Source organism: Pseudomonas sp. MBLB4136, assembly GCF_051904765.1.
In the GTDB taxonomy this organism is placed as follows: domain Bacteria; phylum Pseudomonadota; class Gammaproteobacteria; order Pseudomonadales; family Pseudomonadaceae; genus Aquipseudomonas.
In genome coordinates this window covers 2,507,172-2,533,491 of sequence record NZ_CP196713.1, presented here as the reverse complement: position 1 = coordinate 2,533,491, position 26,320 = coordinate 2,507,172, and the positions used below count along the sequence as shown (strand labels likewise).

The window sequence follows — 26,320 nt, the reverse complement described above, 5'->3', positions numbered from 1 at the left end:
AACGATGACAGCCCTTGTGGCCCGGTCGACAAAACCAGGCTTCTGCAGTCACCCGGGCGAGCGCCAAGCGGCGGAAAAAGAAAAACCCCAGCATTTCTGCTGGGGTTTCCTTACACCGTGCTCAGTGGGAATGCGGGGTTCCCGCTGTCTGCACCGGTTCCGCTTAGTGGAACTGGTTCATGGTGTTGTCTTTGCCACCGGCCTTCAGAGCGGCTTCGCCAGCGAAGTACTCCTTGTGGTTGTCGCCGATGTCGGAGCCAGCCATGTTCTGGTGCTTGACGCAGGCGATGCCCTGACGCAGTTCCTGACGCTGAACGCCTTTCACGTAGGCCAGCATGCCCTGGTCGGCGAAGTAGCCCTTGGCCAGGTTGTCGGTGGACAGTGCGGCCGTGTGGTAGGTCGGCAGGGTGATCAGGTGGTGGAAGATGCCGGCCTGAGCCGAACCGTCGCGCTGGAAGGTGCGGATCTTCTCGTCGGCCACCTTGGCCAGTTCGGTCTCGTCGTACTCGACGCTCATCAGCTTGGCGCGGTCGTAGGCGGAGACATCCTTGCCTTCGGCGACGAATGCGTCGAACACCTGCTGGCGGAAGTTCAGGGTCCAGTTGAACGACGGGCTGTTGTTGTACACCAGCTTGGCGTTCGGGATCACCTGACGGATGCGGTCAACCATGCCGGCGATCTGGCCAACGTGCGGCTTCTCGGTCTCGATCCACAGCAGGTCGGCACCGTTCTGCAGCGAAGTGATGCAGTCCAGTACGCAGCGGTCTTCACCGGTGCCCTTACGGAACTGGAACAGGTTGCTCGGCAGACGCTTGGGACGCAGCAGCTTGCCTTCGCGCTTGATTACCACGTCGCCGTTGCCCAGTTCGGCTTCGGAGATTTCCTCGCAGTCGAGGAAGGAGTTGTACTGGTCGCCCAGGTCGCCCGGCTGCTTGGTCACGGCAATCTGCTTGGTCAGGCCGGCACCCAGGGAGTCGGTACGGGCAACGATCACGCCGTCATCCACGCCCAGCTCGAGGAAGGCGTAGCGAACTGCGTTGATCTTGGCGAGGAAGTCCTCGTGAGGCACGGTCACCTTGCCGTCCTGGTGGCCGCACTGCTTCTCGTCGGACACCTGGTTTTCGATCTGGATGCAGCAGGCACCGGCTTCGATCATCTTCTTGGCCAGCAGGTAGGTGGCCTCCGGGTTACCGAAACCGGCGTCGATGTCGGCGATGATCGGGACCACGTGGGTCTCGTAGTTGTCGATCTGGTTCTGGATTTCGGCGGCCTTGGCGCTGTCGCCGGCTTCGCGGGCATCATCCAGGGCGCTGAACAGCAGGTCCAGCTCGCGGGCGTCGGCCTGACGCAGGAAGGTGTACAGCTCTTCGATCAGACCGGAAACGGCGGTCTTCTCATGCATCGACTGGTCCGGCAGCGGGCCGAAGTCGGAGCGCAGGGCGGCGACCATCCAGCCCGACAGGTAGAGGTAGCGCTTGTTGGTGGTCTTCAGATGCTTCTTGATCGAGATCAGCTTCTGCTGACCGATGAAGCCGTGCCAGCAACCCAGGGACTGGGTGTAGACGGAAGAGTCGGCGTCGTACTCGGCCATGTCCTTGCGCATGATGGCGGCAGTGTACTTGGCGATATCCAAACCAGTCTTGAAGCGGTTCTGAGCGCGCATACGAGCCACGGATTCCGGGTTGATCGCGCTCCAGGTGCTGCCGAACGTTTCTTTCAGCGCAGCGACTGCCTTGATGTCGTTTTGATATGCGGACATGGTCAATCCTTCAATGTATGTGTTTGGTTGAGCACCGGCTTTCCCACTCAGAACCTGCAAAGCTAAGGCTATGGCTGTGGGGCTCACTGCAATGCGGCGAAAAATTGACCAGGACGGCGTTGAAACCGGGAGGAGGGGGTGACGAGCTGCACCGGGCGCTGACAATCGACTCGACTGCTTGCCGGCTCGTGGATGCCGTTGGGCAGATTGACTGTGACTGTCTGGCAGGTTGATGCTTTAAACGCTTCCCCGTCCCTCAGGACAACTTCGTTCCAGTCGCAATCTCGTCGAACTGCCTTGTGGGCTTTACAACACGCATCGTCTCGGACGGTAAGTCTGGAGAGCGATCCGGAGGCCCTTTCTAGGGCCCCTGATTAGCGGGAGCGAGGCCATCATGCCTTCGAGGAAAGGGTTCGTCAAACGTTTTGTAGTGCTTTTTTTTCGCTACTACATATTCTCGGGGCGACCGTTCGGTCATGTTTAAGGGGATTCATTCGACCACTTCGACCTTTACCCGCAGGGTCAGATTTTCGCGACCCTGGGTCGAGCGCTGCTGGAGAAAATCGCCATGCTCGGCCCGGGTCTGCTCGTTGACCGCGCCGATGCTGATCCACTCACCGAGCCGCCCGCTGACCCGGGTATCGGCGCTCTGCAGGTCGATGACCCCAGGCTGGCCGGGACTCAGTCGATCGCGGTTGCTGCTGATGCTGATATGCACCATTTCACCGCTCAGGCTGGCGGTGACATAGAAACCGCGGGTCACATCGCGGTACTGGGTGTTGCTGTACTCCTGCCCGTAGTAACTACGGCTGGTGGTGGTGAGGGGCACGCTCTGGCCGACCTGGATCAGCGCCGGATAGCCTTCAGTAGCCTGCACCTGCTGGGTACCGCCGCCGCGACTGTCGGTGCTGCGGCGGATGATGCGTACCTGATCGCGGCCGTTGATCTCGCCTTCGCCGATCACCAGCTCTGCGCCTCCGGCGCTGATGGTGCCATCGGCGCGGTAGCCGCGATCGGTCTGCTGGCTCGATTCGTTGCTGTCGACGCTGATCAGCAGGCGGCGTGGACGGGTGTCTAGTTGCTCGAGCAGCTGTCGGATCTCCTTGATCTTCTCCGCCGAGGCGTTGACCACCAGTTGGTTGCCATAGGGGCTGACGCGGCCATCCTGGCCCAGCACCGACTGCACCACCGGCAGGACCTCGTCGGCGCTGCGGTAGTTAAGGGCAATGACTTCGGTGGCGGCGTTCGCCGCGGCACTGGCGGCGAGCAGCAGGCCGGCGATCAGCGTGCGCAGGTTCATAGCAGGAAACTCCGTAGATCCGGGTCGGTGACGCTGGTCTCCCAGGCCTGATCGAACTGCGCCTGGCGCAGGCGCACGCGCGCCGGGTCCTGATACAGGACATAGCCGGAAAACTGCTCCAGTTCCGGGCGCAGCAGCAGGCCGCAGTCGTCGGCCAGGAGGAAGGCGAGCTCTTCGGCCGGGTAATCCGGGTGCAGCTTGCGGATGTGCAGGTTGCTCGACAGGCGCCGCGACAGCGTGAGCAGACGATGCCCCTGCTTGGCCGCTCGCGTGGCGTCCCTGAGCAGAATGCGCAGACGGTTCTTCGGGTTGGCCAGGAGAAAGGCCGTGCAGGCGTCCTGCACGCTGCTGTGGTGATACAGCCAGGGTTCGAGGTCGTCGCTGAAGATGCACAGGTTGCGCCGGGCCTGTTGCAGCAGCGCCAGGGCGTGGGCGCGGGCCTGTTCCGGCAGGGTGAAGCGCTCCAGCGGCAAGTGTTCGCCGAGCTTGAACGGCGCCGGTTCGCAGCGCTGGGCATCTGCTGCCGGTTGTTCGGGGTTATGCACGGCGAAGCGCCCCGGCGACTCGAATTCGATAGCGGCAAGCGCGTGCTGCTCGTCGCTGTCGATCCGGTCTGGCGGGGCGTTCTCGTCGCTCATCGGAACCTCAGGGGGTTGGGCTTTGGCGCACCATGTCCACGTGGGGAATGCCGGCGTCCAGGTACTCGCCGCTGACTATGGCAAAGCCTAGCCTTTCATAGAAGGCGGTGGCGTGCACCTGGGCGCTGAGCATTTGTTGGCGCAGGCCACGTTTTTCCGCCTCGGCAATCACCGCGCGAATCAGCGCATCGCCGACTTTCAGGCCGCGCCAGTCCTTGAGCACCGACACCCGGCCGATATGGCCGTCGGGCAGCAGGCGCGCGGTGCCGATCGGATAGTCGCCCTCATAGGCGAGGAAGTGCATGGCCTCGGCGTCTTCGGCATCCCATTCCAGCTCCGGCGGCACCGCCTGCTCGGCGATGAACACGGTTTCACGAATGCGCCGCAGCTCGGCGTTGTCCTTCTGCCAATCGGCCAGGCGGACGTGGATCTCATTCATCGGCAAACTCCAGACTTCCTTGCTTGACCAGTTCCCAGAGCAGATTACGCCCCTCGTCGTCGGCCAGCCATTGGCCAAGATTGTCGATATGTAACGCGTCGGCCGAACAGACCAGCTTGAGCAGCTCACGCAGGTTCGCCGAGAGCAGGCGGCTCTGACCGCTGGCGAACAGCACCAGGTCTTCGCCGACCTCGGACCAGGCCAGGCGGGCGCTAGGGTTGCGGATCAGCACGGCGCCGTCCTCCAGGCTGCCGAGGAAGGCCTGCTCGTCGATCTCCAGGCCGTTGACCAGTTCCGGGTAGCGCGGCTCGGTCATGAACTGGCCGAACCAGGTCATCAGCAGGCGTTCGTCGCCCATGTGCTCGTTGAGCAGGGCCTTCAGGCGATCGAGGGCGTCGCGCTGGATCTGGTGCGGGTCGCTGGCCGGCTCGGCGCCGGCATCGCTGTAGCGCTCTTCCTCGGGCAGGAACTGGCCCAGGAAGTCGGTGAAATGGGTCAGCACTTCGGCGGCGCTCGGCGCGCGGAAGCCTACGGAATACGTCATACAGTCATCCTCAGCGGTACCACAGTGGGCCAGGAGCGGTGGCAGGTAGAGCATGTCGCCGGGCTCCAGCACCCATTCTTCAGTTTTTTCGAATTCGGCCAGGATCTTCAGGTCGGCGTGGGCCAGCAACGGGCTGTCGGAGTTGCACTGTTGGCCGACCTGCCAGCGCCGCTTGCCGTGGCCCTGCAGCAGGAACACGTCGTAGTTGTCGAAGTGCGGACCGACGCCGCCGCCGGGCGCGGCGAAGCTGATCATAACGTCGTCGATGCGCCACTTGGGCAGGAACTTGAACTGCTCGAGCAGCTCGGCAACTTCCGGGACGAACTGGTCGACGGCCTGCACCAGCAGGGTCCAGTCGCGCTCGGGCAGGGTGGCGAAGGCATCTTCGGCGAAGGGGCCTCGACGCAGCTCCCAGGGGCGCTCGCCGTGTTCGATGACCAGGCGCGACTCGACTTCTTCTTCAAGGGCCAGCCCGGCCAGCTCGTCGGGCGAGATCGGGCTTTCGAAGTCGGGAATGGCCTGGCGCACCAGCAGGGGTTTCTTCTGCCAGTAGTCGCGCAGAAATTCGCGGGCCGTGAGGCCACCCAGCAGTTGCAGCGGAGTATCAGGATTCATCGGTAAGCCCTTGAAAGTAATAAATACCCATAAATAAAAACGCCCGGCACAGCCGGGCGTCCGATGGGCTGTCGCCGTTTAGATGCGCTTGGCCTGGGCCACCGCATTACCGATGTAGTTGGCCGGGGTCAGCTGCTTGAGCTCGGCCTTGGCCGCAGCCGGCATGTCCAGGCCATCGATGAAGCTCAGCAGGGCCTCGGGGCTGATGCCCTTGCCGCGCGTCAGCTCCTTGAGCTTCTCGTAGGGGTTCTCGATGGCGTAGCGGCGCATCACGGTCTGGATCGGCTCAGCGAGCACTTCCCAACAGGCATCCAGATCTTCAGCAATGCGTTGAGCATTGAGCTCCAACTTGCTGATTCCCTTGAGGCTTGCCTCGTAGGCGATGACGCTGTGGGCGAAGCCCACACCGAGGTTGCGCAGCACCGTGGAGTCGGTCAGGTCGCGCTGCCAGCGCGAGATCGGCAGCTTGCTGGCCAGGTGCTGGAACAGCGCGTTGGCGATGCCCAGGTTGCCTTCGGAGTTCTCGAAGTCGATCGGATTGACCTTGTGCGGCATGGTCGAGGAGCCGATCTCGCCGGCGATGGTCTTCTGCTTGAAGTAGCCGAGGGAGATATAGCCCCAGACGTCGCGATCGAAGTCGATGAGGATGGTGTTGAAACGGGCAATGGCGTCGAACAGCTCGGCGATGTAGTCGTGCGGCTCGATCTGGGTGGTGTAGGGGTTCCACTGCAGGCCCAGATCGCCTTCGATGAACTCGCGGGCGTTGGCTTCCCAGTCGACCTGCGGGTAGGCCGAGAGGTGGGCGTTGTAGTTGCCCACGGCGCCATTGATCTTGCCCAGCAGCGGCACGGCGGCAACCTGGGCGATCTGCCGCTCCAGGCGGTAGACCACGTTGGCCAGTTCCTTGCCGAGGGTGGTCGGCGAGGCCGGCTGGCCATGGGTGCGCGACAGCATCGGCACGTCGGCGAACTTCACCGCCAGCTCGCGAATCGCCTCGGCGGTCTGGCGCATCAGCGGCAGCAGCACGCTGTCGCGGCCCTCGCGCAGCATCAGGGCGTGGGACAGGTTGTTGATGTCCTCGCTGGTGCAGGCGAAGTGGATGAACTCGCTGACCTTCTCCAGTTCCGGCAGCTTGGCGGCCTGTTCCTTGAGCAGGTATTCCACGGCCTTGACGTCGTGATTGGTGGTGCGCTCGATCTCTTTCACCCGCTCGGCGTGCTCGAGGGCGAAGTTCTCCGCGAGTTCGTTGAGGATTGCCTGGGCTTCGGCGGAGAAGGGCGCCACTTCGCCGATGCCCTCATGGGCGGCCAGGCGCTGCAGCCAGCGGACTTCGACCAGGACGCGGAAGCGGATCAGACCGTATTCGCTGAAAATGGGGCGCAGGGCGCTGGTTTTGCCGGCGTAGCGGCCATCGACGGGGGAAACCGCGGTGAGCGAAGAAAGCTGCATGGGAGGCGTTCTCGGACAGTCGGGCGTTGAAAAGGGCGCATATCATACATGAAATCGCGGGCCGGGCCGCGATCGGCGTGACGCCGTTCAGCGGCCTGGTCGGCGGATCGATAGCAGGCTGGCGGCGAAGATCAACGCGGCGCCCAGCAGCGAGCTGGGGTCCGGCGTTTCGCCCCAGCGCAGCCAGGCCAGCAGCCCGGCGAAGACGATGGCCAGGTAGGCGAATGGGCCGATCAGCCCCGGTGGCGCCAGGCCGTAGGCCTTGGACATGATGATCTGGCTGACGGTGGCGAGCAGGCCGATGGCCAGCAGCGAGCCGAGCTGTCGCTCGCTCAGGGGCTGCCAGGCCCAGGTCAGGGGAATGGCCGAGGCCAGGGTGGCGAACAGGGCGAAATAGAAGACGATGCGAAAGGCCGGCTCGGTGTCGCTCATCTCGCGAATCGAGACGAAGGCGAACGCCGCCAGGATGCTTGCCGCCAGGCCGATCAGCGCCTGGGCGTCGAGCAGGGCGGCGGAGGGCTTGGCGACCAGCAGCACGCCGCACAGGCCGACGCCACTGGTGAGCAGCATGCGTCGGGTCACCGGCTCCTTCAGCCACCACCAGGCGATCAGCGGGGTGAACAGCGGCGCCGAGTAGGTGAACAGCATGGCGTCGGCCAGGGGCAGGTGGGCGATGGCGTAGAAGAAGCAATACATCGCCGCCAGGCCGTAGCCGGAGCGCCACAGGTGCGAGCGGATGCGCGCGGTTTGCAGCGGGCGCCAGCCCTTGAGCAGGATCAGCGGCAGGAAGAACAGCACGCCGACCAGGTTGCGGAAGAACACCACCGACTCGTTGTTGACGCTGGTGGAAACCTCGCGAATGCCCACGCCCATCAGGGAGAACAGCAGCGCCGAGCAGGCCAGCAGCGCGGCGCCTTGAACGGGGCGGACCAGGCGCGTCTGCATCGGTCAGCCACGCAGCAGCGGGTAGAGTTCCTTGAGCAGTTTGCCGCGGCTGAATAGCAGCTGCCAGCGATGGCCGCCGAGTTGACGCCACAGCCGCGCCGCGCGGATGCCGGCCAGCAGCAGGGCGCGGATCTTCGCGGCATTGCTTGGTTGCTGCAGGTGGCGCATGTCGCCCTGCACCTGGATACGTTGGCGGAAGGTGCTGATGGTGTCCTGGTACAGGCTTCCGCAGGAGGCGATCACGTTGTCGTGTACCACGCCGAAATGCTCGGTCTGCTGCTGGATCTGGTCCAGGCGGCTGCCCATGATCTGCAGCAGGTCGTCGCGCTTGTCCAGTTTGCGCTCCAGGCCGAGCAGGGCCAGGGCGTAACGCAGCGGGTCGCGTTGCAGGCTGCTCGGGTCGCGCTCGAGGGCGCCGACCAGGGCGCGATAACCATCGCGCAGGCCCAGGTCATCGCCGCCATAGACATCCAGGGTGCTCTGCGGGTTGCGCGCCAGCAGGCTGCCGAGCATGCAGGCCAGGGCCGGCTCGCCGATCTGGCCGGTCCTGGCCAGTTTGTCGACCAGCACGGCGGATTCGAATACGGCGCCCAGGGCGACCAGCTGCTCCTGCGTCGGGGTCATGCTTGCACTTCCTCAGGGCTCCAGGGCTCGGCCGTTTCGATCACGCCGCCGCCGAGGCAGACCTCGCCATCGTAGAACACCACCGACTGCCCGGGCGTCACCGCGCGTTGTGGCTCGTCGAACAGTGCACGATAGCCGTCGGCGGTCTTCTCCAGGGTGCAGCGCTGGTCGGCTTGCCGGTAGCGCACCTTGGCGGTGAGCTGGCGCGGGCTGTGCAGGTCGATCGGGTTGACCCAATAGATCTCCGAGGCCAGCAGCGCGCGGGAGAACAGCCAGGGGTGCGCATTGCCCTGGCCGACCACCAGCACGTTGCGCGTCAGATCCTTGCGCAACACGTACCAGGGCTCGTCGCCGGCGTCCTTCAAGCCGCCGATGCCCAGGCCCTGGCGTTGACCGATGGTGTGATACATCAGGCCGTGGTGGCGGCCGATGATCTCGCCGGTGGTGGTCTCGATATTCCCCGGCTGGGCCGGTAGGTACTGCTTGAGGAAGTCGCTGAAACGCCGTTCGCCGATGAAGCAGATGCCGGTGGAGTCCTTCTTCTTCGCGGTGGCCAGCTGATACTTCTCGGCGATGGCGCGTACCTGGGGCTTTTCCAGCTCGCCGACCGGGAACAGGGTCCTGGCGATCTGCTCACCGCCGACGGCATGCAGGAAGTAGCTCTGATCCTTGTTCGGGTCCAACCCCTTGAGTAGCTCGGTACGGCCGTCGATATCCCGGCGGCGCACGTAGTGACCGGTGGCGATCAGGTCGGCGCCCAGGGCCAGGGCGTAGTCGAGGAAGGCTTTGAACTTGATCTCGCGGTTGCACAGGATGTCCGGGTTCGGCGTGCGGCCCGCCTTGTACTCGGCGAGGAAGTGCTCGAACACGTTGTCCCAGTACTCCGCGGCGAAGTTGGCGGTGTGCAGCTTGATGCCGATCTTGTCGCAGACGGCCTGGGCGTCGGCCAGGTCGTCCATGGCCGTGCAGTACTCGGTGCCGTCGTCCTCGTCCCAGTTCTTCATGAACAGGCCTTCGACCTGATAGCCCTGTTCCAGCAGCAGCAGAGCGGAAACGGACGAGTCGACGCCGCCGGACATGCCGACTATGACGCGTGGCTTTTCTGGGGATGGACGGGCTGGATCGTGCATAGGAATTCGGAGTGGGTCTGCAAAAGGACGAAATTCTAACAGGCCGGCCATGGCAAGGCGAAGCCGACGTTCAGTCGCGGACTACGTCCAGTGCGTGCAGCGGACCGGCGAGGTAGTCGTCGATGCAGCGCAGCACCAGTTCGCTGCGCCAGCGTTCGGGCTGGGCGGCCAACTCGGCGCGGCTCAGCCAGGGGGCGCCGACTATCCCGCTGTCGAGCGGGCGTTGTGGGTCGTGGCGCAGGGCCTTGGCGGCGAAGCAGACGCGCTGATAGGTCACCCCGTTGCTCGGAGCGGTATACAGGTAGATGCCCACGACGCCGGTGAGCTCGACGTCCCAGCCGGTCTCCTCGAGGGTCTCGCGCACGGCGGCCTGGCGCAGGGTTTCGTTGGCTTCGAGATGGCCGGCGGGCTGATTGAGCACCAGGCCCCCGCCTTTGGCTTCTTCTACCAGAAGGAAGCGACCGCGATCTTCGACGATGGTGGCAACTGTGATGTGTGGGTTCCAGTCCATAGCGGGTGTCTCGTGAGGAGGGGGCGATCATAGCAGGCGCGACTCGCGGTTTTGCCTGGGTGAAAAGCAGAAACCCCGGCACTTGGCCGGGGTTTCCGTGGGGCGGGTGCTACGCCTTACGCCAGCGCTGCAAGGGCAGCGTTGAAGGTGGCGCTCGGACGCATGACCTTGCTGGTCAGTTCCGGGTTGGCGCGGTAGTAGCCGGCGATGTCGACCGGCTGGCCCTGGACGGCGGCCAGCTCGGCGACGATGGTTTCCTCGTTGTCGGTCAGGGCCTTGGCCAGCGGCGCGAACCGCGCCTGCAGCTCGGGGTCTTCGCTCTGCGCGGCCAGTTCCTGAGCCCAGTACAGCGCCAGGTAGAAGTGGCTGCCGCGGTTGTCCAGTTCACCGGTCTTGCGCGATGGCGACTTGTTGTTGTCGAGCAACTTGCCGGTGGCCGCATCGAGGGTCTTGCCCAGCAGCTTGGCCTTCGGGTTGTCGGTCTTGATGCCGGTCTCTTCCAGGGAAACCGCCAGGGCCAGGAACTCGCCCAGGGAGTCCCAGCGCAGGTGGTTCTCTTCGATCAGCTGCTGCACATGCTTCGGCGCAGAACCGCCGGCGCCGGTCTCGTACATGCCGCCGCCAGCCATTAGCGGGACGATGGAGAGCATCTTGGCGGAGGTGCCGAGCTCCATGATCGGGAACAGGTCGGTGAGGTAGTCGCGCAGCACGTTGCCGGTCACCGAGATGGTGTCCTGGCCGCGGATCATGCGCTCCATGCTCACGCGGATGGCTTCGTTGTAGCCCATCATGCGGATATCCAGGCCGCTCAGGTCATGGTCCTGCAGATAGCTTTCGACCTTCTTCTGCAGTTCGCGGTCGTGGGCGCGCTCCGGGTCCAGCCAGAAGATCGCCGGGGTGTCGGACTGACGGGCGCGGGTCACGGCCAGCTTGACCCAGTCGCGGATCGGCGCGTCCTTGGTCTGGCAGGCGCGCCAGATGTCACCGGCTTCGACTTCGTGCTGCATCAGCACGGTGCCGTCCGCCAGGACCACGCGCATGGTGCCGTCGGCAGTCATCTCGAAGGTCTTGTCGTGGGAGCCGTACTCTTCGGCCTTCTGCGCCATCAGGCCGACGTTCGGTACCGAGCCCATGGTGGTCGGATCGAAGGCGCCATTGGTCTTGCAGAAGTTGATCATCTCCTGGTAGATGCGCGCATAGGTGCTTTCCGGCATGACGGCTTTGGTGTCCTTCAGTTTGCCGTCCTTGCCCCACATCTGCCCGGAGCTGCGGATCATCGCCGGCATGGAGGCGTCGACGATCACGTCGCTGGGGATGTGCAGGTTGGTGATGCCCTTGACCGAGTCGACCATGGCCATTTCCGGGCGGCCGCTGTAGCAGGCGTGAACGTCGTGGAGGATTTCTTCCTGCTGCGAGGCCGGCAGCACCTTGATCTTGTCGTAGACGCTGCTGATGCCGTTGTTCGGGTTCACGCCCAGCTCTTTGAACAGCTCGCCGTACTTATCGAAGGCTTCCTTGTAGTAGACGCTGACGGCGTGGCCGAAGACGATCGGGTGGGAGACCTTCATCATGGTCGCCTTGACGTGCAGCGACCACATGACGCCGGTTTCCTTGCAGTCCTGCAGGGTCTTCTCGAAGAAGTCGCGCAGCTTGCGGCAGCTCATGAACATGCTGTCGAACACTTCGCCTTCCTGCAGGGCGAGCTGCTTCTTCACCTCGACCTTGCCGTCCTTGCTGACGAACTCGATGCGCACGTCGCCGGCCTTGTCCATGGTGATGGACTGTTCGCTGGAGAAGAAGTCGCCGCCGCGCATGTAATCGGCGTGGGACTGCGAGGCCATGCTCCATTTGCCCATGGAGTGCGGATGCTTGCGGGCGTAGGCCTTGACGGCCGCCGGTGCGCGACGGTCGGAGTTGCCCTCGCGCAGGACCGGGTTCACCGCGCTGCCGAGCACCTTGGCATAGCGGGCGCGGGCGTCTTTCTCGGCATCGGTCTGCGGGTCTTCCGGGTAATTGGGGATGTTGTAGCCCTGGGCCTGCAGCTCGGCGATCGCGGCCTTGAGCTGGGGCACCGAGGCGCTGATGTTCGGCAGCTTGATGATGTTGGCGTCCGGCGTGGTGGCCAGAACGGCCAGCTCGGCGAGGTCGTCGCTGACCTGCTTGTCGGCACCCAGCTGGTCGGCAAAGCTCGCAAGAATACGCCCTGCAAGAGAGATGTCGCGTGTTTCGACGGCTATGTCAGCGGATGCGGCGAAGGCTTCTACAATGGGTAGGAGCGAATAGGTGGCGAGCGCTGGAGCTTCGTCGGTGAAGGTATAGATAATCTTCGAACGGGTGGACATATTAGAGTTAACTCTCTTCTTTGCTGAGCGTACACAGAATCTCGACGTGCGCGGGTAGGCGCCAGGGTCCTCCGTTTGGACCAGGAGTCGAGAACTCGCCGCAGTGATGATGGATGCACCAGTAGAGTGTCGAGCAATTCGAGCCGGCGAATCGCGGTGGCAATGCGTCGGTTCCAAGAGCGGCTCATCTCGTTCAAGTCAAGCCGGCTCTGATGACCTAGTAGTCATTCGCGCAGTATATCACTGCGGCCTAGTGACGCAGAACGCTCTTGTGCATGAGACCAACGAACATATGGTTTCGGTCGATTCAAGTGCGCTACTCTCGGTCGTTGACCGCTGTTTAACCACAAGACGGAGTCCAGCATGGGATACCAAAAGATCCAGGTGCCAGTAACCGGTGACAAAATCACCGTCAATGCCGACATGTCGCTCAACGTGCCGAACAACCCGATCATCCCGTTCATCGAGGGTGATGGCATTGGTGTCGACATCAGCCCGGTGATGATCAAGGTCGTCGATGCGGCCGTGGAGAAGGCCTACGGCGGCCAGCGCAAGATTTCCTGGATGGAGGTCTATGCCGGTGAGAAGGCCACTCAGGTCTACGACCAGGACACCTGGCTGCCGAAAGAGACCCTAGAAGCCGTCCGCGACTATGTGGTGTCCATCAAGGGGCCGCTGACCACCCCCGTCGGTGGCGGTATCCGCTCGCTGAACGTGGCCCTGCGCCAAGAGCTCGACCTGTATGTCTGCCAGCGCCCGGTACGCTGGTTCGAGGGAGTCCCAAGCCCGGTGAAGAAGCCCGGTGACGTGGACATGGTGATCTTCCGCGAGAACTCCGAGGACATTTATGCCGGCGTGGAGTGGAAGGCCGGATCGCCCGAAGCCGAGAAGGTCATCAAGTTCCTGACCGAGGAAATGGGTGTCACGAAAATCCGCTTCACCGAGAACTGCGGCATCGGCATCAAACCGGTCTCCCTGGAGGGCACCAAGCGCCTGGTGCGCAAGGCGCTGCAGTACGCAGTCGACAATGATCGCAGCTCCGTGACCTTCGTTCATAAAGGCAACATCATGAAGTTCACCGAAGGTGCCTTCAAGGAGTGGGGCTACGAAGTGGCGCGCGATGAGTTCGGCGCGGAGCTGCTCGATGGCGGCCCGTGGATGCAGTTCAGCAACCCGAAGACCGGCAAGAAGATCGTGGTCAAGGACGCCATCGCCGATGCCATGCTGCAGCAGATCCTGCTGCGTCCGGCCGAGTACGACGTGATCGCTACCCTGAACCTCAATGGCGACTACCTGTCCGACGCACTGGCCGCCGAAGTGGGCGGTATTGGCATTGCGCCCGGCGCCAACCTGTCGGATACCATCGCCATGTTCGAAGCTACCCACGGCACCGCGCCGAAGTACGCTGGTCAGGACAAGGTCAACCCGGGTTCGGTGATCCTTTCTGCCGAGATGATGCTGCGCCACATGGGCTGGACCGAGGCGGCGGATCTGATCATCAAGGGGACAAACGGCGCCATCGCGGCGAAGACGGTGACCTATGACTTCGAGCGTTTGATGGAGGGCGCGACCCTCATGTCCTGCTCGCAGTTCGGCGACGCGATGATCGCGCACATGTGAGCGGGTTGAGAGCATGAAAAAGAAGGCCGGTCGATTGACCGGCCTTTTTTCATGGGTGGGTGGCAGTCCTGTTCTCAGGCTTCGATCGTCGTGCCCTGCGGTTGGGTGATGGCAGCGGGCGTTTCGGCGCTGGCCGAAGCTGCGCGGATGTTCACGGCGTGGAGCCCTTTGGGGCCTTGGATAATGTCAAAGTTGACCGGCTGGCCGGCCTTGAGCGTTTTGTAACCATCCATCTGAATAGCCGAGTAGTGGGCGAACAGGTCCTCATCTCGGCCGTCGGCGAGGATGAACCCATAGCCTTTGGCGTTGTTGAACCACTTGACCTTACCGCTAAGCATGCTCATATCCCTCTGCAAAGGACTCCATCACTGGAGTATCATCCACTTCGATTCCGCGCAAGAAACGACCGGGTTGGGCGAAGGTGCGGAATCCCTCTACCCGTAGTGGGTATTCATTGTTTGTAACACCGTTTTGCCGATAGTCAAGGCAATGCTGCAACCAGCTGCGAAGCCGTTCAAACTCCTTCTAGCATCCGTATTCGCCCAACCCCGAAGCTAATTTTCAGCATGCATGCAAGTAGCCAGATTCGACTAACATTCAATCAGGACCGCCCTGAAACGCACGAGGACGACTCCACCGGCCTTGCCGTGCAGGAATCCAAACCGGCGTTGCAGGCACCACCGCTGTATAAGGTGGTCTTATTCAATGATGACTACACACCCATGGACTTCGTGGTCGAGGTGCTCGAAGTGTTCTTCAATCTGAACCGGGAGCTGGCGACCAAGATCATGCTTACCGTCCACACAGAGGGGCGGGCCGTATGTGGGGTGTTCACCCGGGATATAGCCGAAACCAAGGCTATGCAGGTCAACCAATACGCAAGAGAAAGCCAGCATCCATTACTCTGTGAGATCGAGAAGGACGGTTAACGCCGGCCGCTTGGGCATGAGGTGAAGCTATGTTAAATCGAGAGCTCGAAGTCACCCTCAATCTGGCCTTCAAAGAGGCTCGCACCAAGCGTCATGAATTTATGACGGTTGAGCACCTCCTGCTGGCACTATTGGACAATGAAGCAGCGGCCAGCGTGTTGCGCGCCTGTGGCGCCAACCTGGACAAGTTGCGGCATGACCTGCTGGAGTTCATTGACTCCACCACGCCGCTGATCCCGCAGCATGATGAGGAGCGCGAGACACAGCCTACCCTGGGCTTTCAGCGCGTTCTGCAGCGCGCCGTGTTTCATGTGCAAAGTTCTGGGAAGCGCGAAGTCACCGGGGCCAACGTGCTGGTGGCCATCTTCAGCGAGCAGGAAAGCCAGGCGGTGTTTCTGCTCAAGCAGCAGAGCGTTGCGCGGATCGATGTGGTCAACTTCATCGCCCATGGTATTTCCAAGGTGCCGGGGCATGGAGGGCATTCGGAGTCCGAGCAGGAGTTGCAGGATGAAGAGGGAGGTGAGTCTTCCACCTCCAGCAATCCTTTGGATGCCTACGCCAGCAACTTGAATGAACTGGCGCGCCTGGGGCGCATCGATCCCTTGGTCGGTCGCGAACTCGAGGTCGAGCGCGTGGCGCAGATTCTCGCGCGCCGGCGTAAGAACAATCCGCTGCTGGTCGGCGAGGCCGGCGTGGGCAAGACCGCCATCGCCGAGGGTCTGGCCAAGCGCATCGTCGACGAGCAGGTCCCCGACCTGTTGGCCGATAGCGTGGTCTACTCGCTGGATCTGGGGGCGCTGCTCGCCGGTACCAAGTACCGGGGCGATTTCGAGAAGCGCTTCAAGGCGCTGCTCAATGAGTTGCGCCGGCGTCCCCATGCCATCCTGTTCGTCGATGAGATCCACACGATCATCGGTGCCGGCGCGGCGTCCGGCGGTGTGATGGACGCGTCCAATCTGCTCAAGCCCGTGCTGTCCTCGGGCGAAATCCGCTGCATAGGCTCGACTACATTCCAGGAATTTCGCGGAATTTTCGAGAAGGATCGCGCTTTGGCGCGGCGCTTCCAGAAGGTTGACGTGGTCGAGCCGTCGGTCGAGGACACCGTTGGCATCCTGCGTGGTCTGAAGGCGAAGTTCGAGCAGCATCACAGCATTGAGTACAGCGATGAGGCGTTGCGCGCCGCGGCTGAATTGGCTGCTCGTTACATCAATGATCGGCACATGCCCGACAAGGCTATCGACGTAATTGACGAGGCGGGCGCCTATCAGCGGCTGCAGCCTGAAGATAAACGCGTGAAACGTATCGATGTGGCTCAGGTCGAGGATATCGTCGCCAAGATCGCGCGGATTCCGCCCAAGCATGTCAGTAGCTCGGACAAGGAGCTGTTGCGCAATCTGGAGCGTGATCTGAAACTCACCGTGTTCGGCCAGGATGCGGCAATCGACTCGCTTTCCACCGCGATCAAGCTGTCGCGCGCGGGCCTCAAGGCGCCGGACAAGCCGGTCGGCTCGTTCCTGTTCGCCGGCCCGACTGGTGTCGGCAAGACCGAGGCGGCGCGCCAATTGGCCAAGGCTTTGGGCATCGAGTTGGTGCGTTTCGACATGTCCGAGTACATGGAGCGGCACACGGTTTCGCGCTTGATCGGTGCGCCGCCGGGTTATGTCGGATTCGATCAGGGCGGTCTGCTGACCGAGGCGATCTCCAAGATGCCGCACTGCGTGCTGCTGCTCGACGAGATCGAAAAGGCGCACCCGGAGGTCTTCAACCTGCTGCTGCAGGTGATGGACCACGGTACCCTGACCGACAACAACGGGCGCAAGGCCGACTTCCGCAATGTCATCCTGATCATGACCACCAACGCCGGGGCGGAGACTGCTGCTCGGGCCTCGATAGGCTTTACCCATCAGGATCACTCATCGGATGCGATGGAAGTGATCAAGAAGAGCTTCACGCCTGAGTTCCGCAATCGCCTGGACACCATCATCCAGTTCGGTCGTCTGAGTCATGAGGTGATCAAGAGCATTGTCGACAAGTTCCTCACCGAGCTGCAGGCGCAGCTTGAGGACAAGCGAGTCATGCTCGAGGTCAGTGACGAGGCGCGCGACTGGCTGGCAGAGCAGGGCTACGATGTGCAGATGGGGGCTCGACCGATGGCGCGGCTGATCCAGGACAAGATCAAGCGTCCGTTGGCGGAGGAGATCCTGTTTGGGGAGTTGGCCGAGCATGGCGGCGTAGTGCACGTCGAGCTCGCCGAAGGTGAGTTGACCTTCAGCTTCGAGACCACGGCCGAGATGGCCTGAGGTGGAGTCGCAACAAAAAACGCCCGGTAATGCCGGGCGTTTTCACTGGTGCTTGGTTTAGCGGGCGCGGTAGGTGATGCGACCCTTGCTCAAGTCATAAGGTGTCAGCTCTACGCGAACCTTGTCGCCAGTCAGAATGCGGATGTAATTCTTGCGCATCTTTCCGGAGATGTGCGCGGTAACGACGTGCCCATTTTCCAACTCCACACGGAACATGGTGTTGGGCAGGGTGTCGACGACAGTGCCTTCCATTTCGAAGCTGTCTTCTTTCGACATGCAGTAAAGCCCTCGGTATCCAAAGAATGGCCCGGCGCAACTGGCCCCAGGCAAAAGCGGCGTGCATTGTGCCCGAAAACAGGGGGTTCCGCCAAGGTCTTCAGCTAAGCGTTATCCAGCGCTGATTGACGAACAGCTCGATCGGGCGGTACTGCGTCTTGTAGTTCATCTTGCGGCAGTTCTTTATCCAGTAGCCAAGGTAGACGGCGTGCAGGCCGAGGCGTGCGGCCTCGGTGATCTGCCAGAGAATGGCGAAGCGGCCGAGGCTGCGCCGCTCTTCGCTCGGCTCGTAGAAGGTATAGACCGCGGAAAGGCCGTTGGGCAGTACGTCGGTGACGGCGATCGCCAGCAATCGACCGTCGAGGCGAAATTCGTAGAAGCGGGAAAACGGCAGGTCGCGAACCAGGAAGGTGGAGAACTGCTCGCGGCTGGGCGGGTACATGTCGCCGTCGGCGTGGCGCTGCTCGATATAGCGCACGTAAAGGGCGTAATACTCCTCGCAGAATGCCGGGCGAACCGGGCGAACCTGGATGTCCTGGTTGCGCTTGAAAATTCGCCGCTGCTGGCGATTGGGATGAAATAGGCTGGCGGGGATGCGGGCGGCAACGCAGGCGTTGCAGTGCTGACAATGGGGGCGGTAGAGGTGGTCGCCGCTGCGGCGAAAACCCATTTCCGAGAGCTCGGCGTAGACCTCCGAATCCATGGGCTGGCTGGGGTCGAGGAACAGGGTTGTGGCCTGTTCTGCGGGCAGGTAGCTGCATGGATGGGGCTGAGTGGCATAGAACTTTAAGCGGGCCAGCTCGGTCATGGTCGACTCTCGGGGTAAGCCTTGAGTAAGTGTATGCCAGGCGGCCGTGCTCGCCTAGGCGAGCCAGTCGGCGCCGCTGGGCTGGTCCAGATGCTCAGCAAGCAGTCTGGCAAACTCGCTGCGGGGGATCGAGCGGGCACCGAAATTTTCCAGGTGCTGGGTAGGCATCTGGCAGTCGATCAGGGCAAATTCCCAGCGTTGCAGTTGTCTGGCCAGGGTGGCGAAGCCGACCTTGGAGGCGTTGTCGGCTCGGCTGAACATGGATTCACCGAAGAACAGCTGGCCCATGGCCAGGCCGTAGAGGCCGCCGACCAGGCGCTCCTCCTGCCATACCTCGACCGAATGGGCGATGCCGCGCCGATGCAGCTCAAGATAGGCGCGTTGCATGTCGGAGGTGATCCAGGTGCCGTCAGCATAAGGCCGGGGGGCGGCGCAGGCCTGGATGACATCGGCGAACGCCCGGTCGAAGGTCACTCGGTAGCGACCTTGGCGCAGCAGCTTTGCCAGGCTGCGGGAGATATGCAGCTCCTGGGGGCGTAGCACGGTGCGCGGGTCCGGCGACCACCAGAGAATGGGTTGGCCGTCCTGGAACCAGGGAAAGCAGCCGTGGCGATACGCCTGGATCAGGCGCTCGGCGCGGAGGTCGCCGCCGGCGGCCAGGAGTCCGTTGGGCTCGTGCAGGGCGCGTTCGAGCGGGGGGAAGCTTAGTGAGTCGCGTTGTAGCCAGGTCAGCATCGAATTGGGCCGCAAGAGGGTAGGGCGGGCGCCAGGCGCCCGCTCTCGGGCGATCAGATGTCGTCGAGGAACTTCTCGGCATCCAGTGCCGCCATGCAGCCGGCGCCCGCCGAAGTCACGGCCTGGCGGTAGACGTGGTCGGCCACATCGCCGGCGGCAAACACGCCTTCGATGGCGGTCGCCGTGGCATTGCCTTCGCTACCGCCCTTGATCAGCAGGTAGCCGTCGCGCATTTCCAGCTGTCCCTGGAATAGCTCGGTGTTGGGCTTGTGGCCGATGGCGATGAATACGCCGGCCAAGGCCAGCTCCTTGCTCGCGCCACTGGCCGTGTCCTTCAGGCGCACGCCGGTGACTCCGCTGGCATCGCCCAGCACTTCGTCAAGGGTGTGCTTCCAATGCAGGACCACGTTGCCGTTCTCCGCCTTGTCGAACAGCTTGTCCTGCAGGATCTTCTCGGCACGCAGCTTGTCGCGGCGATGAATCAGGTGGACTTCCTTGGCGATATTGGACAGGTACAGTGCCTCTTCGACGGCAGTGTTGCCGCCGCCTACAACGGCAACGACCTGGTTGCGGTAGAAGAAGCCGTCACAGGTGGCGCAGGCCGAAACGCCCTTGCCGGCGAAGGCCTCTTCCGAAGGCAGGCCGAGGTACTGGGCGCTGGCGCCGGTGGCGATGATCAGGGCGTCGCAAGTATAGGTGCCGCTGTCGCCCTTGAGGGTGAAGGGGCGCTGCTGCAACTCCGCGGTGTGGATGTGGTCGTAGACGATCTCGGTGTCGAAGCGCTCGGCGTGTTTCTGCATGCGCACCATCAGGTCCGGTCCGGTCAGGCCTTCGACATCACCGGGCCAATTGTCCACTTCGGTGGTGGTGGTGAGCTGGCCGCCGGGCTGGATGCCGGTGATGACCACGGGCTTGAGATTGGCGCGGGCGGCGTAGACCGCAGCGCTGTATCCGGCCGGTCCGGAACCCAGAATGATCAAGCGCGAATGCTTGACTTCGCTCATAAAAACACCTCATAAGCCTTTGTCACAAAAGAGAATGCATGCTCCAATTGAGCCGCACGGAAGTTGTTGCTGGCTATGCTACACCGAAGCATGGGGGAAGCGGGAGCCAGCGTTCCAGGGGCTAGCCCAGCGTTTTGCGTCACTGCTTGGGTGGCGTGGCATCACCCGGGCAAACCCGTACAATAGGCTACTTTCGCCGTTAATCTAAGAATCGGCGTGTTGCCGACGCAGGAATGGATGCGTTTGAAGAACTCTAGCTCTACCGCTCAGGCGCCACTCTGGCGCCAGCAACTGCCTTACCGGCTCAAGGAGGGTGCGCTGATCGCTCTGGGCGCGCTGTGCCTGTACCTGTGGATGGCGCTGCTGACCTACGACGCCGCCGACCCGGGCTGGACCCACACCAGCAACGTCGAGCAGGTGCAGAATGCGGCCGGACGCGCCGGCGCCTGGTTCGCCGACATCCTGTTCATGGCGCTTGGTTACTTCGCCTACCTGTTTCCGCTGCTGCTGGGCGTCAAGACCCTGCAGGTCTTTCGTGCCCGCCACCAACCCTGGCAGTGGAGCGGCTGGCTGTTCTCCTGGCGGCTGATCGGCCTGGTGTTCCTGGTGCTGTCGGGCGCGGCCCTGGCCTATATCCACTTCAATGCAGGTGCCAGCATGCCCGCTTCGGCAGGCGGCGCACTGGGCGAGAGCCTTGGCCAGCTGGCGGTCAATGTCTTGAACGTACAGGGCAGTACCCTGATGTTCATCGCACTGTTCCTCTTCGGCCTGACCGTGTTCACCGACCTGTCCTGGTTCAAGGTCATGGACCTGACCGGCAAGATCACCCTGGACTTGGTCGAGCTGATCCACGGCCTGGTCAATCGCTGGTGGAGCGCGCGGCAGGAGCGCAAGCAACGGGTCGCCAAGCTGCGCGAGGCTGATGAGCGGGTCAGCGAGGTTGCCGCCCCGGTGGTCCATGACCGCCGCGAGCAGGCCAAGGTAAAGGAGCGCTTGATCGAGCGCGAGGACGCGCTGAGCAAGCACATGAGCGAGCGGGAGAAGCGCCCGGCACCGATCATTACCCCGCCAGCCGAGCCGAAGCCCGCCGAGCCGAGCAAGCGCGTGCTTAAGGAAAAGCAGGCGCCACTGTTCGTCGACGCCGCGGTGGAGGGCTCGCTGCCACCCATTTCCATCCTGGATGTGGCGGAGAAGAAGCAGAAACAGTTTTCCCCTGAGTCGCTGGAAGCCATGTCGCGATTGCTGGAGATCAAGCTCAAGGAGTTCGGTGTCGAGGTCATCGTCGAGTCGGTGCACCCGGGGCCGGTGATCACCCGTTTCGAGATCCAGCCGGCCGCCGGCGTCAAGGTCAGCCGCATCTCCAATCTGGCCAAGGACCTGGCCCGCTCGCTGGCGGTGATCAGTGTGCGGGTAGTGGAAGTCATTCCCGGCAAGACCACCGTGGGTATCGAGATCCCCAACGAAGACCGGCAGATCGTGCGCTTTTCCGAGGTGCTGTCGTCCAGCGAGTACGATGACGCCAAGTCACCGGTGACCCTGGCCCTGGGCCACGATATTGGCGGCAAACCGGTGATCACCGACCTGGCGAAGATGCCGCACCTGCTGGTGGCCGGTACCACCGGCTCGGGCAAGTCGGTCGGGGTCAACGCCATGATCCTGTCAATCCTGTTCAAGTCCAAGCCGGAAGACGCGCGGCTGATCATGATCGACCCGAAGATGCTCGAACTGTCGATCTACGAGGGCATTCCCCATCTGCTGTGCCCGGTGGTCACCGACATGAAGGAGGCGGCCAACGCCCTGCGCTGGAGCGTGGCCGAGATGGAGCGGCGCTACCGCCTGATGGCGGCGATGGGCGTGCGTAACCTGGCCGGCTTCAATCGCAAGGTCAAGGACGCCATCGAGGCGGGCACGCCCCTGCCTGACCCGCTCTACAAGCGCCAGAGCATGGAAGACGAGGCGCCGCTGTTGAACCCCTTGCCGACCATCGTGGTCATAGTCGACGAGTTCGCCGACATGATGATGATCGTCGGCAAGAAGGTCGAAGAGCTGATCGCCCGGATTGCGCAGAAAGCCCGGGCAGCCGGCATTCACCTGATCCTCGCCACCCAGCGGCCGTCGGTGGATGTGATTACCGGCCTGATCAAGGCGAACATTCCGACCCGTATGGCCTTCCAGGTGTCCAGCAAGATCGACTCGCGCACCATCCTCGACCAGGGTGGCGCCGAGCAGTTGCTCGGTCACGGCGACATGCTCTACCTGCCGCCCGGCACCGGCTTGCCGATTCGCGTGCATGGCGCCTTCGTCTCCGACGACGAGGTGCATCGGGTGGTCGAAGCCTGGAAGCAGCGCGGTACGCCGGACTATATCGAAGACATCCTGGCCGGTGTGGAAGAGGCCGGCAGCGGCTTCGACGGTGGCGGCGAAACGGGCGGCGAAGGCAGCGAGGAGGACCCGCTGTACGATGAGGCGGTGCGCTTCGTCACCGAGAGCCGGCGCGCGTCGATCTCCGCCGTGCAGCGCAAGCTGAAGATCGGCTACAACCGCGCGGCACGGATGATCGAGGCCATGGAGATGGCCGGCGTGGTGACCTCAATGAACACCAATGGCTCGCGCGAAGTGATAGCGCCCGGGCCCGTCCGCGACTGATACCGGGAAACCGACCTGATGAGGAGTTCCATGCGCCTGATTCGCATGTTGTTGCTGGCAGTACTGAGCGTCACCAGCTGCGCCGCCCTGGCCGATGAGCAGGTCTCGGTGCAGCGTCTGACCCAGTTGCTCAACCAGGCCCAGACCATTACCGCGCGCTTCTCCCAGCTGACCCTGGATGGCAGCGGCACCCAGCTGCAGGAAACCGCCGGCCAGCTGGCGCTGAAGCGTCCGGGGCTGTTCCGTTGGCACACCGACGAGCCGATGGAGCAACTGCTGGTGTCCAACGGCGAGAAGGTCTGGCTGTATGACCCGGACCTGGAACAGGTCACCATCCAGACCCTCGACCAGCGCCTGACCCACACCCCGGCGCTGCTGCTGTCCGGCGACGTGTCGAAGATCCAGGACAACTTCGAGATCAGTCACAAGGAAGGCGGCAGCGTGGTCGACTTCATGCTCAAGCCCAAGTCCAAGGACAGCCTGTTCGACAGCCTGCGCCTGTCGTTCCGCGGCGGTGTGCTCAACGACATGCAGCTGATCGACAGCATCGGTCAGCGCACTAATATCCTGTTCCTCAATGTGCAGATGAACGAAAGCCTGGATGACGGGCAGTTCAGCTTCGACATTCCCGAGGGCGCGGACGTCATTCAAGAGTAAGAGGCCACGACCCGGCTCCATGGACCTGTTCAGCAAGGCTCCCGTCGCACAACCCCTGGCCGCCCGCTTGCGCGCGGCCAGCCTGGACGAGTACGTCGGCCAGGAGCATCTGCTCGCGCGCGGCAAGCCGCTGCGTGAGGCGCTGGAGCAGGGCGCCCTGCACTCGATGATCTTCTGGGGCCCGCCGGGAGTCGGCAAGACCACCCTGGCGCGACTGCTGGCCCAGGTCACCGACGCCCACTTCGAGACGATTTCCGCGGTGCTTTCCGGGGTCAAGGAGATTCGTCAGGCGGTCGAGGTCGCCCAGCAGCACGCCGCCCAGTACGGCCGCCGAACCATCCTGTTCGTCGACGAAGTACACCGCTTCAACAAGTCCCAGCAGGATGCCTTCCTGCCCTATGTGGAAGACGGCACGCTGATCTTCATCGGCGCCACCACCGAGAACCCCTCCTTCGAACTGAACAACGCCTTGCTCTCCCGGGCACGGGTCTATGTGCTCAAGAGCCTCGACGAGACGGCGCTGCGCAAGCTGGTGACACGCGCCCTGAGCGACGCCAAGGGCCTGGGCGAGCGCCGCCTGAGCCTGCCAGACGCCAGTTTTCAGGTGCTCCTGGCCGCCGCGGACGGCGACGGCCGCCGCCTGCTGAACTTCCTGGAGAATGCCGCGGACCTGGCCGAGGACGGCGGCGAGATCAGCGTCGAGTTGCTGCAGGACCTGCTCGGCGACAGCCGGCGGCGCTTCGACAAGGGCGGCGAGGCCTTCTACGACCAGATATCCGCGCTGCACAAGTCGGTGCGCGGCTCCAGCCCGGACGGCGCGCTGTACTGGTTCGCGCGCATGCTCGATGGCGGTTGCGACCCGCTGTATATCGCCCGCCGCGTGGTGCGCATGGCCAGCGAGGACATCGGCAACGCCGATCCGCGGGCCTTGACCCTGTGCCTGAACGCTTGGGATGTGCAGGAGCGCCTGGGCAGCCCCGAAGGCGAGTTGGCGGTGGCCCAGGCCATCGTCTACCTGGCCTGCGCGCCGAAGAGCAATGCGGTGTACAACGCCTTCAAGGCGGCGCTGCGCGAAGCGGCGGAGCATGGCTCCCTGGAGGTGCCGCTGCACCTGCGCAATGCGCCGACCAAGCTGATGAAGGAGCTGGGCTATGGTGACGAGTATCGCTACGCCCACGACGAGCCCGACGCCTACGCCGCCGGCGAGGACTACTTCCCCGAGCAGCTGGCGCCGCGTCGCTATTACCAGCCGGTGCCCCGTGGGCTCGAGCTGAAGATCGGCGACAAGCTCAGGCACCTGGCCGAGCAGGACCGGGCCAGTGTTCGCCAGCGGAGAAAGTCATGATCGGCGCGACCCTGGCCGTGGCGGCAGGCGGGGCGGCGGGCTGCCTGCTGCGGTTCGCCACGGCGAACTGGATCAATGCCCACTGGCCGCAGCACTTCAATATCGCCACCCTGGCGGTGAATCTGCTCGGCTGCCTGCTGATCGGCTACCTCTACGGGCTGTTCCTGCTGCGTCCGGAGGTGCCGCTGGAGGTGCGCGCCGGCGTGATCGTCGGCTTCCTCGGCGGCCTGACCACTTTTTCTTCCTTTTCCCTCGACACCCTGCGTCTGCTGGAAAGCGGGCAGGCACCACTGGCCATTGGCTATGTGCTGCTCAGCGTGTCGGGTGGCCTGCTCGCGACCTGGGCCGGCCTATCTTTCACCAAACTCTGATTGACGAGAACCTGACATGCTCGACTCCAAACTGGTGCGCACCCAACTGCAGGAAATTGCCCAGCGCCTCGCCACCCGCGGCTATGAGCTGGATGTGGCGCGCTTCGAGGCGCTGGAAGCCCAGCGCAAGACCGTGCAGACCCGCACCGAACAGCTGCAGGCCGAGCGCAACAGCCGCTCCAAGGCGATCGGCCAGGCCAAGCAGCGCGGCGAGGACATCGTCCCGCTGCTGGCCGACGTCGACCGCATGGGCAGCGAGCTGGAGGCCGGCAAGCAGGAACTGGATGCCATCCAGCGCGAGCTCGACAGCCTGCTGCTGAGCATCCCCAACCTGCCGCATGAATCGGTACCGGTGGGCGAGGATGAAGAGCACAACGTCGAGGTGCGCCGCTGGGGTACGCCGAAGGCCTTCGATTTCGAGATCAAGGACCACGTCAGCCTCGGCGAGCAGCATGGCTGGCTGGACTTCGAGACCGCCGCCAAGCTGTCCGGCGCGCGCTTCGCCCTGCTGCGCGGTCCGATCGCCCGCCTGCACCGCGCCCTGGCGCAGTTCATGATCGACCTGCACACCCGCGAGCACGGCTACGAGGAGGCCTACACCCCTTATCTGGTGCAGGCCCCGGCATTGCAGGGCACCGGCCAGCTGCCGAAGTTCGAGGAAGACCTGTTCAAGATCGGCCGCGAGAACGAGGCCGACCTGTACCTGATCCCCACCGCCGAGGTGTCGCTGACCAACATAGTCGCCGGGGAGATCCTCGAGGCCAAGCAGCTGCCGCTGAAGTTCGTCGCCCACACTCCGTGCTTCCGCAGTGAGGCCGGCGCCTCCGGGCGGGACACCCGCGGCATGATCCGCCAGCACCAGTTCGACAAGGTCGAGATGGTGCAGATCGTCGAGCCGAGCGCTTCCTATCAGGCGCTGGAGGAGCTGACCGGCAACGCCGAAAAGGTCCTGCAGCTGCTCGAGCTGCCGTATCGCGTGCTGGCGTTGTGCACCGGCGACATGGGTTTTGGCGCGACCAAGACCTACGACCTGGAAGTCTGGGTGCCGAGCCAGGACAAGTACCGGGAAATCTCCTCGTGCTCCAACTGTGGCGATTTCCAGGCACGGCGCATGCAGGCGCGCTTCCGCAACCCGGAGACCGGCAAGCCGGAACTGCTGCACACCCTCAATGGTTCCGGCCTGGCCGTGGGGCGTACCCTGGTGGCGGTGCTGGAGAACTACCAGCAGGCCGATGGCAGCGTTCGTGTGCCGGACGTGTTGAAGCCCTACATGGGCGGAATCGAAGTGATCGGCTGATCCCCAGGGTGGAGAACGACCGAAGGTCTTTTCCAC

General features: G+C 63.3%; 24 protein-coding genes. 8 read left to right on the top strand and 16 right to left on the bottom strand.

Features of this window, described 5'->3' with window-relative positions; translation table 11 throughout:
* Positions 1 to 163: 163 nt before the first annotated feature.
* From ACSX1D_RS11560 to ACSX1D_RS11510, 11 genes are all read right to left on the bottom strand, one after another.
* Positions 164 to 1,759 (bottom strand): isocitrate lyase, encoded by a 1,596-nt coding sequence (locus tag ACSX1D_RS11560; protein WP_439858662.1) that lies wholly within the window; start codon positions 1,757 to 1,759, stop codon positions 164 to 166.
* A 490-nt stretch (positions 1,760 to 2,249) separates the two neighbouring features.
* Positions 2,250 to 3,059, bottom strand: coding sequence for a secretin N-terminal domain-containing protein (locus tag ACSX1D_RS11555; RefSeq protein ID WP_439858661.1), 810 nt, complete (start codon positions 3,057 to 3,059; stop codon positions 2,250 to 2,252).
* Positions 3,056 to 3,697 (bottom strand): histone acetyltransferase HPA2, encoded by a 642-nt coding sequence (locus ACSX1D_RS11550; RefSeq protein ID WP_439858660.1) that lies wholly within the window; start codon positions 3,695 to 3,697, stop codon positions 3,056 to 3,058. The genes ACSX1D_RS11555 and ACSX1D_RS11550 overlap by 4 nt, the downstream gene beginning before the upstream one ends.
* A gap of 7 nt (positions 3,698 to 3,704) precedes the next feature.
* Complete coding sequence (locus ACSX1D_RS11545; RefSeq protein ID WP_439858659.1) at positions 3,705 to 4,136, bottom strand: GNAT family N-acetyltransferase; 432 nt, start codon at positions 4,134 to 4,136, stop codon at positions 3,705 to 3,707.
* Positions 4,129 to 5,295 carry a ribosomal protein uL16 3-hydroxylase gene (locus tag ACSX1D_RS11540; RefSeq protein WP_439858658.1) on the bottom strand — a complete coding sequence of 389 codons (1,167 nt, stop codon included), beginning with the start codon at positions 5,293 to 5,295 and terminating at the stop codon, positions 4,129 to 4,131. Before ACSX1D_RS11540 ends, ACSX1D_RS11545 begins: the two co-directional genes overlap by 8 nt.
* Before the next feature lie 78 nt (positions 5,296 to 5,373).
* Positions 5,374 to 6,744: an adenylosuccinate lyase gene (purB, locus tag ACSX1D_RS11535; RefSeq protein ID WP_208706919.1), complete on the bottom strand. Its 1,371-nt coding sequence runs from the start codon at positions 6,742 to 6,744 to the stop codon at positions 5,374 to 5,376.
* A gap of 87 nt (positions 6,745 to 6,831) precedes the next feature.
* Positions 6,832 to 7,689, bottom strand: coding sequence for a DMT family transporter (locus tag ACSX1D_RS11530; RefSeq protein ID WP_439858657.1), 858 nt, complete (start codon positions 7,687 to 7,689; stop codon positions 6,832 to 6,834).
* A gap of 3 nt (positions 7,690 to 7,692) precedes the next feature.
* Complete coding sequence (gene hflD, locus ACSX1D_RS11525) at positions 7,693 to 8,313, bottom strand: high frequency lysogenization protein HflD (protein WP_439858656.1); 621 nt, start codon at positions 8,311 to 8,313, stop codon at positions 7,693 to 7,695.
* The gene (gene mnmA, locus ACSX1D_RS11520) at positions 8,310 to 9,443 is read right to left on the bottom strand and encodes a tRNA 2-thiouridine(34) synthase MnmA (protein ID WP_439858655.1); all 1,134 of its coding nucleotides are present in this window, start codon (positions 9,441 to 9,443) and stop codon (positions 8,310 to 8,312) included. The genes hflD and mnmA overlap by 4 nt, the downstream gene beginning before the upstream one ends.
* A gap of 70 nt (positions 9,444 to 9,513) precedes the next feature.
* Positions 9,514 to 9,954 (bottom strand): NUDIX hydrolase, encoded by a 441-nt coding sequence (locus ACSX1D_RS11515; RefSeq protein WP_439858654.1) that lies wholly within the window; start codon positions 9,952 to 9,954, stop codon positions 9,514 to 9,516.
* A 116-nt stretch (positions 9,955 to 10,070) separates the two neighbouring features.
* Positions 10,071 to 12,296, bottom strand: coding sequence for an NADP-dependent isocitrate dehydrogenase (locus tag ACSX1D_RS11510; protein ID WP_439858653.1), 2,226 nt, complete (start codon positions 12,294 to 12,296; stop codon positions 10,071 to 10,073).
* A gap of 363 nt (positions 12,297 to 12,659) precedes the next feature.
* Here ACSX1D_RS11510 and icd point away from each other — a divergent pair, with 363 nt between their 5' ends.
* Positions 12,660 to 13,916, top strand: a complete 1,257-nt coding sequence (gene icd / locus ACSX1D_RS11505; protein ID WP_208706913.1) for an NADP-dependent isocitrate dehydrogenase — start codon at positions 12,660 to 12,662, stop codon at positions 13,914 to 13,916.
* A gap of 74 nt (positions 13,917 to 13,990) precedes the next feature.
* Here the strand turns inward: icd and cspD are convergent, their stop codons facing one another.
* Complete coding sequence (gene cspD / locus ACSX1D_RS11500) at positions 13,991 to 14,254, bottom strand: cold shock domain-containing protein CspD (protein ID WP_439858652.1); 264 nt, start codon at positions 14,252 to 14,254, stop codon at positions 13,991 to 13,993.
* Between the two features lie 228 nt (positions 14,255 to 14,482).
* Here cspD and clpS point away from each other — a divergent pair, with 228 nt between their 5' ends.
* On the top strand, positions 14,483 to 14,845 hold the full coding sequence (gene clpS, locus ACSX1D_RS11495; RefSeq protein ID WP_208706911.1) for an ATP-dependent Clp protease adapter ClpS: 363 nt from the start codon (positions 14,483 to 14,485) through the stop codon (positions 14,843 to 14,845).
* Positions 14,846 to 14,874: 29 nt separating this feature from the next.
* On the top strand, positions 14,875 to 17,145 hold the full coding sequence (gene clpA / locus ACSX1D_RS11490) for an ATP-dependent Clp protease ATP-binding subunit ClpA (protein WP_439858651.1): 2,271 nt from the start codon (positions 14,875 to 14,877) through the stop codon (positions 17,143 to 17,145).
* A 57-nt stretch (positions 17,146 to 17,202) separates the two neighbouring features.
* Here clpA and infA read toward each other — a convergent pair whose 3' ends face one another.
* From infA to trxB, 4 genes are all read right to left on the bottom strand, one after another.
* The gene (infA, locus tag ACSX1D_RS11485; RefSeq protein WP_002553999.1) at positions 17,203 to 17,421 is read right to left on the bottom strand and encodes a translation initiation factor IF-1; all 219 of its coding nucleotides are present in this window, start codon (positions 17,419 to 17,421) and stop codon (positions 17,203 to 17,205) included.
* Between the two features lie 100 nt (positions 17,422 to 17,521).
* Positions 17,522 to 18,229 (bottom strand): arginyltransferase, encoded by a 708-nt coding sequence (locus ACSX1D_RS11480; protein WP_439858650.1) that lies wholly within the window; start codon positions 18,227 to 18,229, stop codon positions 17,522 to 17,524.
* Between the two features lie 54 nt (positions 18,230 to 18,283).
* Positions 18,284 to 18,964, bottom strand: a complete 681-nt coding sequence (aat, locus tag ACSX1D_RS11475) for a leucyl/phenylalanyl-tRNA--protein transferase (RefSeq protein WP_439858649.1) — start codon at positions 18,962 to 18,964, stop codon at positions 18,284 to 18,286.
* Between the two features lie 53 nt (positions 18,965 to 19,017).
* Complete coding sequence (trxB, locus tag ACSX1D_RS11470) at positions 19,018 to 19,968, bottom strand: thioredoxin-disulfide reductase (protein WP_439858648.1); 951 nt, start codon at positions 19,966 to 19,968, stop codon at positions 19,018 to 19,020.
* 243 nt (positions 19,969 to 20,211) lie between these two features.
* Here trxB and ftsK point away from each other — a divergent pair, with 243 nt between their 5' ends.
* From ftsK to serS, 5 genes are read left to right on the top strand one after another with little or no spacing between them, the layout of a single operon-like run.
* Positions 20,212 to 22,614: a DNA translocase FtsK gene (gene ftsK / locus ACSX1D_RS11465; RefSeq protein ID WP_439858647.1), complete on the top strand. Its 2,403-nt coding sequence runs from the start codon at positions 20,212 to 20,214 to the stop codon at positions 22,612 to 22,614.
* 30 nt (positions 22,615 to 22,644) lie between these two features.
* The gene (gene lolA / locus ACSX1D_RS11460; protein ID WP_439858646.1) at positions 22,645 to 23,271 is read left to right on the top strand and encodes an outer membrane lipoprotein chaperone LolA; all 627 of its coding nucleotides are present in this window, start codon (positions 22,645 to 22,647) and stop codon (positions 23,269 to 23,271) included.
* A gap of 19 nt (positions 23,272 to 23,290) precedes the next feature.
* Positions 23,291 to 24,616, top strand: a complete 1,326-nt coding sequence (locus tag ACSX1D_RS11455; protein ID WP_439858645.1) for a replication-associated recombination protein A — start codon at positions 23,291 to 23,293, stop codon at positions 24,614 to 24,616.
* Positions 24,613 to 24,987, top strand: a complete 375-nt coding sequence (gene crcB / locus ACSX1D_RS11450) for a fluoride efflux transporter CrcB (protein WP_208706903.1) — start codon at positions 24,613 to 24,615, stop codon at positions 24,985 to 24,987. Before ACSX1D_RS11455 ends, crcB begins: the two co-directional genes overlap by 4 nt.
* A gap of 16 nt (positions 24,988 to 25,003) precedes the next feature.
* Positions 25,004 to 26,284: a serine--tRNA ligase gene (gene serS / locus ACSX1D_RS11445; RefSeq protein ID WP_439858644.1), complete on the top strand. Its 1,281-nt coding sequence runs from the start codon at positions 25,004 to 25,006 to the stop codon at positions 26,282 to 26,284.
* Positions 26,285 to 26,320: the final 36 nt, after the last annotated feature.

Coding starts and splice junctions, on each gene's coding strand:
- ACSX1D_RS11560 (WP_439858662.1), bottom strand. CDS start 1,759: ATGTCCGCATATCAAAACGACATCAAGGCAGTCGCTGCGCTGAAAGAA.
- ACSX1D_RS11555 (WP_439858661.1), bottom strand. CDS start 3,059: ATGAACCTGCGCACGCTGATCGCCGGCCTGCTGCTCGCCGCCAGTGCC.
- ACSX1D_RS11550 (WP_439858660.1), bottom strand. CDS start 3,697: ATGAGCGACGAGAACGCCCCGCCAGACCGGATCGACAGCGACGAGCAG.
- ACSX1D_RS11545 (WP_439858659.1), bottom strand. CDS start 4,136: ATGAATGAGATCCACGTCCGCCTGGCCGATTGGCAGAAGGACAACGCC.
- ACSX1D_RS11540 (WP_439858658.1), bottom strand. CDS start 5,295: ATGAATCCTGATACTCCGCTGCAACTGCTGGGTGGCCTCACGGCCCGC.
- purB (WP_208706919.1), bottom strand. CDS start 6,744: ATGCAGCTTTCTTCGCTCACCGCGGTTTCCCCCGTCGATGGCCGCTAC.
- ACSX1D_RS11530 (WP_439858657.1), bottom strand. CDS start 7,689: ATGCAGACGCGCCTGGTCCGCCCCGTTCAAGGCGCCGCGCTGCTGGCC.
- hflD (WP_439858656.1), bottom strand. CDS start 8,313: ATGACCCCGACGCAGGAGCAGCTGGTCGCCCTGGGCGCCGTATTCGAA.
- mnmA (WP_439858655.1), bottom strand. CDS start 9,443: ATGCACGATCCAGCCCGTCCATCCCCAGAAAAGCCACGCGTCATAGTC.
- ACSX1D_RS11515 (WP_439858654.1), bottom strand. CDS start 9,954: ATGGACTGGAACCCACACATCACAGTTGCCACCATCGTCGAAGATCGC.
- ACSX1D_RS11510 (WP_439858653.1), bottom strand. CDS start 12,296: ATGTCCACCCGTTCGAAGATTATCTATACCTTCACCGACGAAGCTCCA.
- icd (WP_208706913.1), top strand. CDS start 12,660: ATGGGATACCAAAAGATCCAGGTGCCAGTAACCGGTGACAAAATCACC.
- cspD (WP_439858652.1), bottom strand. CDS start 14,254: ATGCTTAGCGGTAAGGTCAAGTGGTTCAACAACGCCAAAGGCTATGGG.
- clpS (WP_208706911.1), top strand. CDS start 14,483: ATGCATGCAAGTAGCCAGATTCGACTAACATTCAATCAGGACCGCCCT.
- clpA (WP_439858651.1), top strand. CDS start 14,875: ATGTTAAATCGAGAGCTCGAAGTCACCCTCAATCTGGCCTTCAAAGAG.
- infA (WP_002553999.1), bottom strand. CDS start 17,421: ATGTCGAAAGAAGACAGCTTCGAAATGGAAGGCACTGTCGTCGACACC.
- ACSX1D_RS11480 (WP_439858650.1), bottom strand. CDS start 18,229: ATGACCGAGCTGGCCCGCTTAAAGTTCTATGCCACTCAGCCCCATCCA.
- aat (WP_439858649.1), bottom strand. CDS start 18,964: ATGCTGACCTGGCTACAACGCGACTCACTAAGCTTCCCCCCGCTCGAA.
- trxB (WP_439858648.1), bottom strand. CDS start 19,968: ATGAGCGAAGTCAAGCATTCGCGCTTGATCATTCTGGGTTCCGGACCG.
- lolA (WP_439858646.1), top strand. CDS start 22,645: ATGCGCCTGATTCGCATGTTGTTGCTGGCAGTACTGAGCGTCACCAGC.
- ACSX1D_RS11455 (WP_439858645.1), top strand. CDS start 23,291: ATGGACCTGTTCAGCAAGGCTCCCGTCGCACAACCCCTGGCCGCCCGC.
- crcB (WP_208706903.1), top strand. CDS start 24,613: ATGATCGGCGCGACCCTGGCCGTGGCGGCAGGCGGGGCGGCGGGCTGC.
- serS (WP_439858644.1), top strand. CDS start 25,004: ATGCTCGACTCCAAACTGGTGCGCACCCAACTGCAGGAAATTGCCCAG.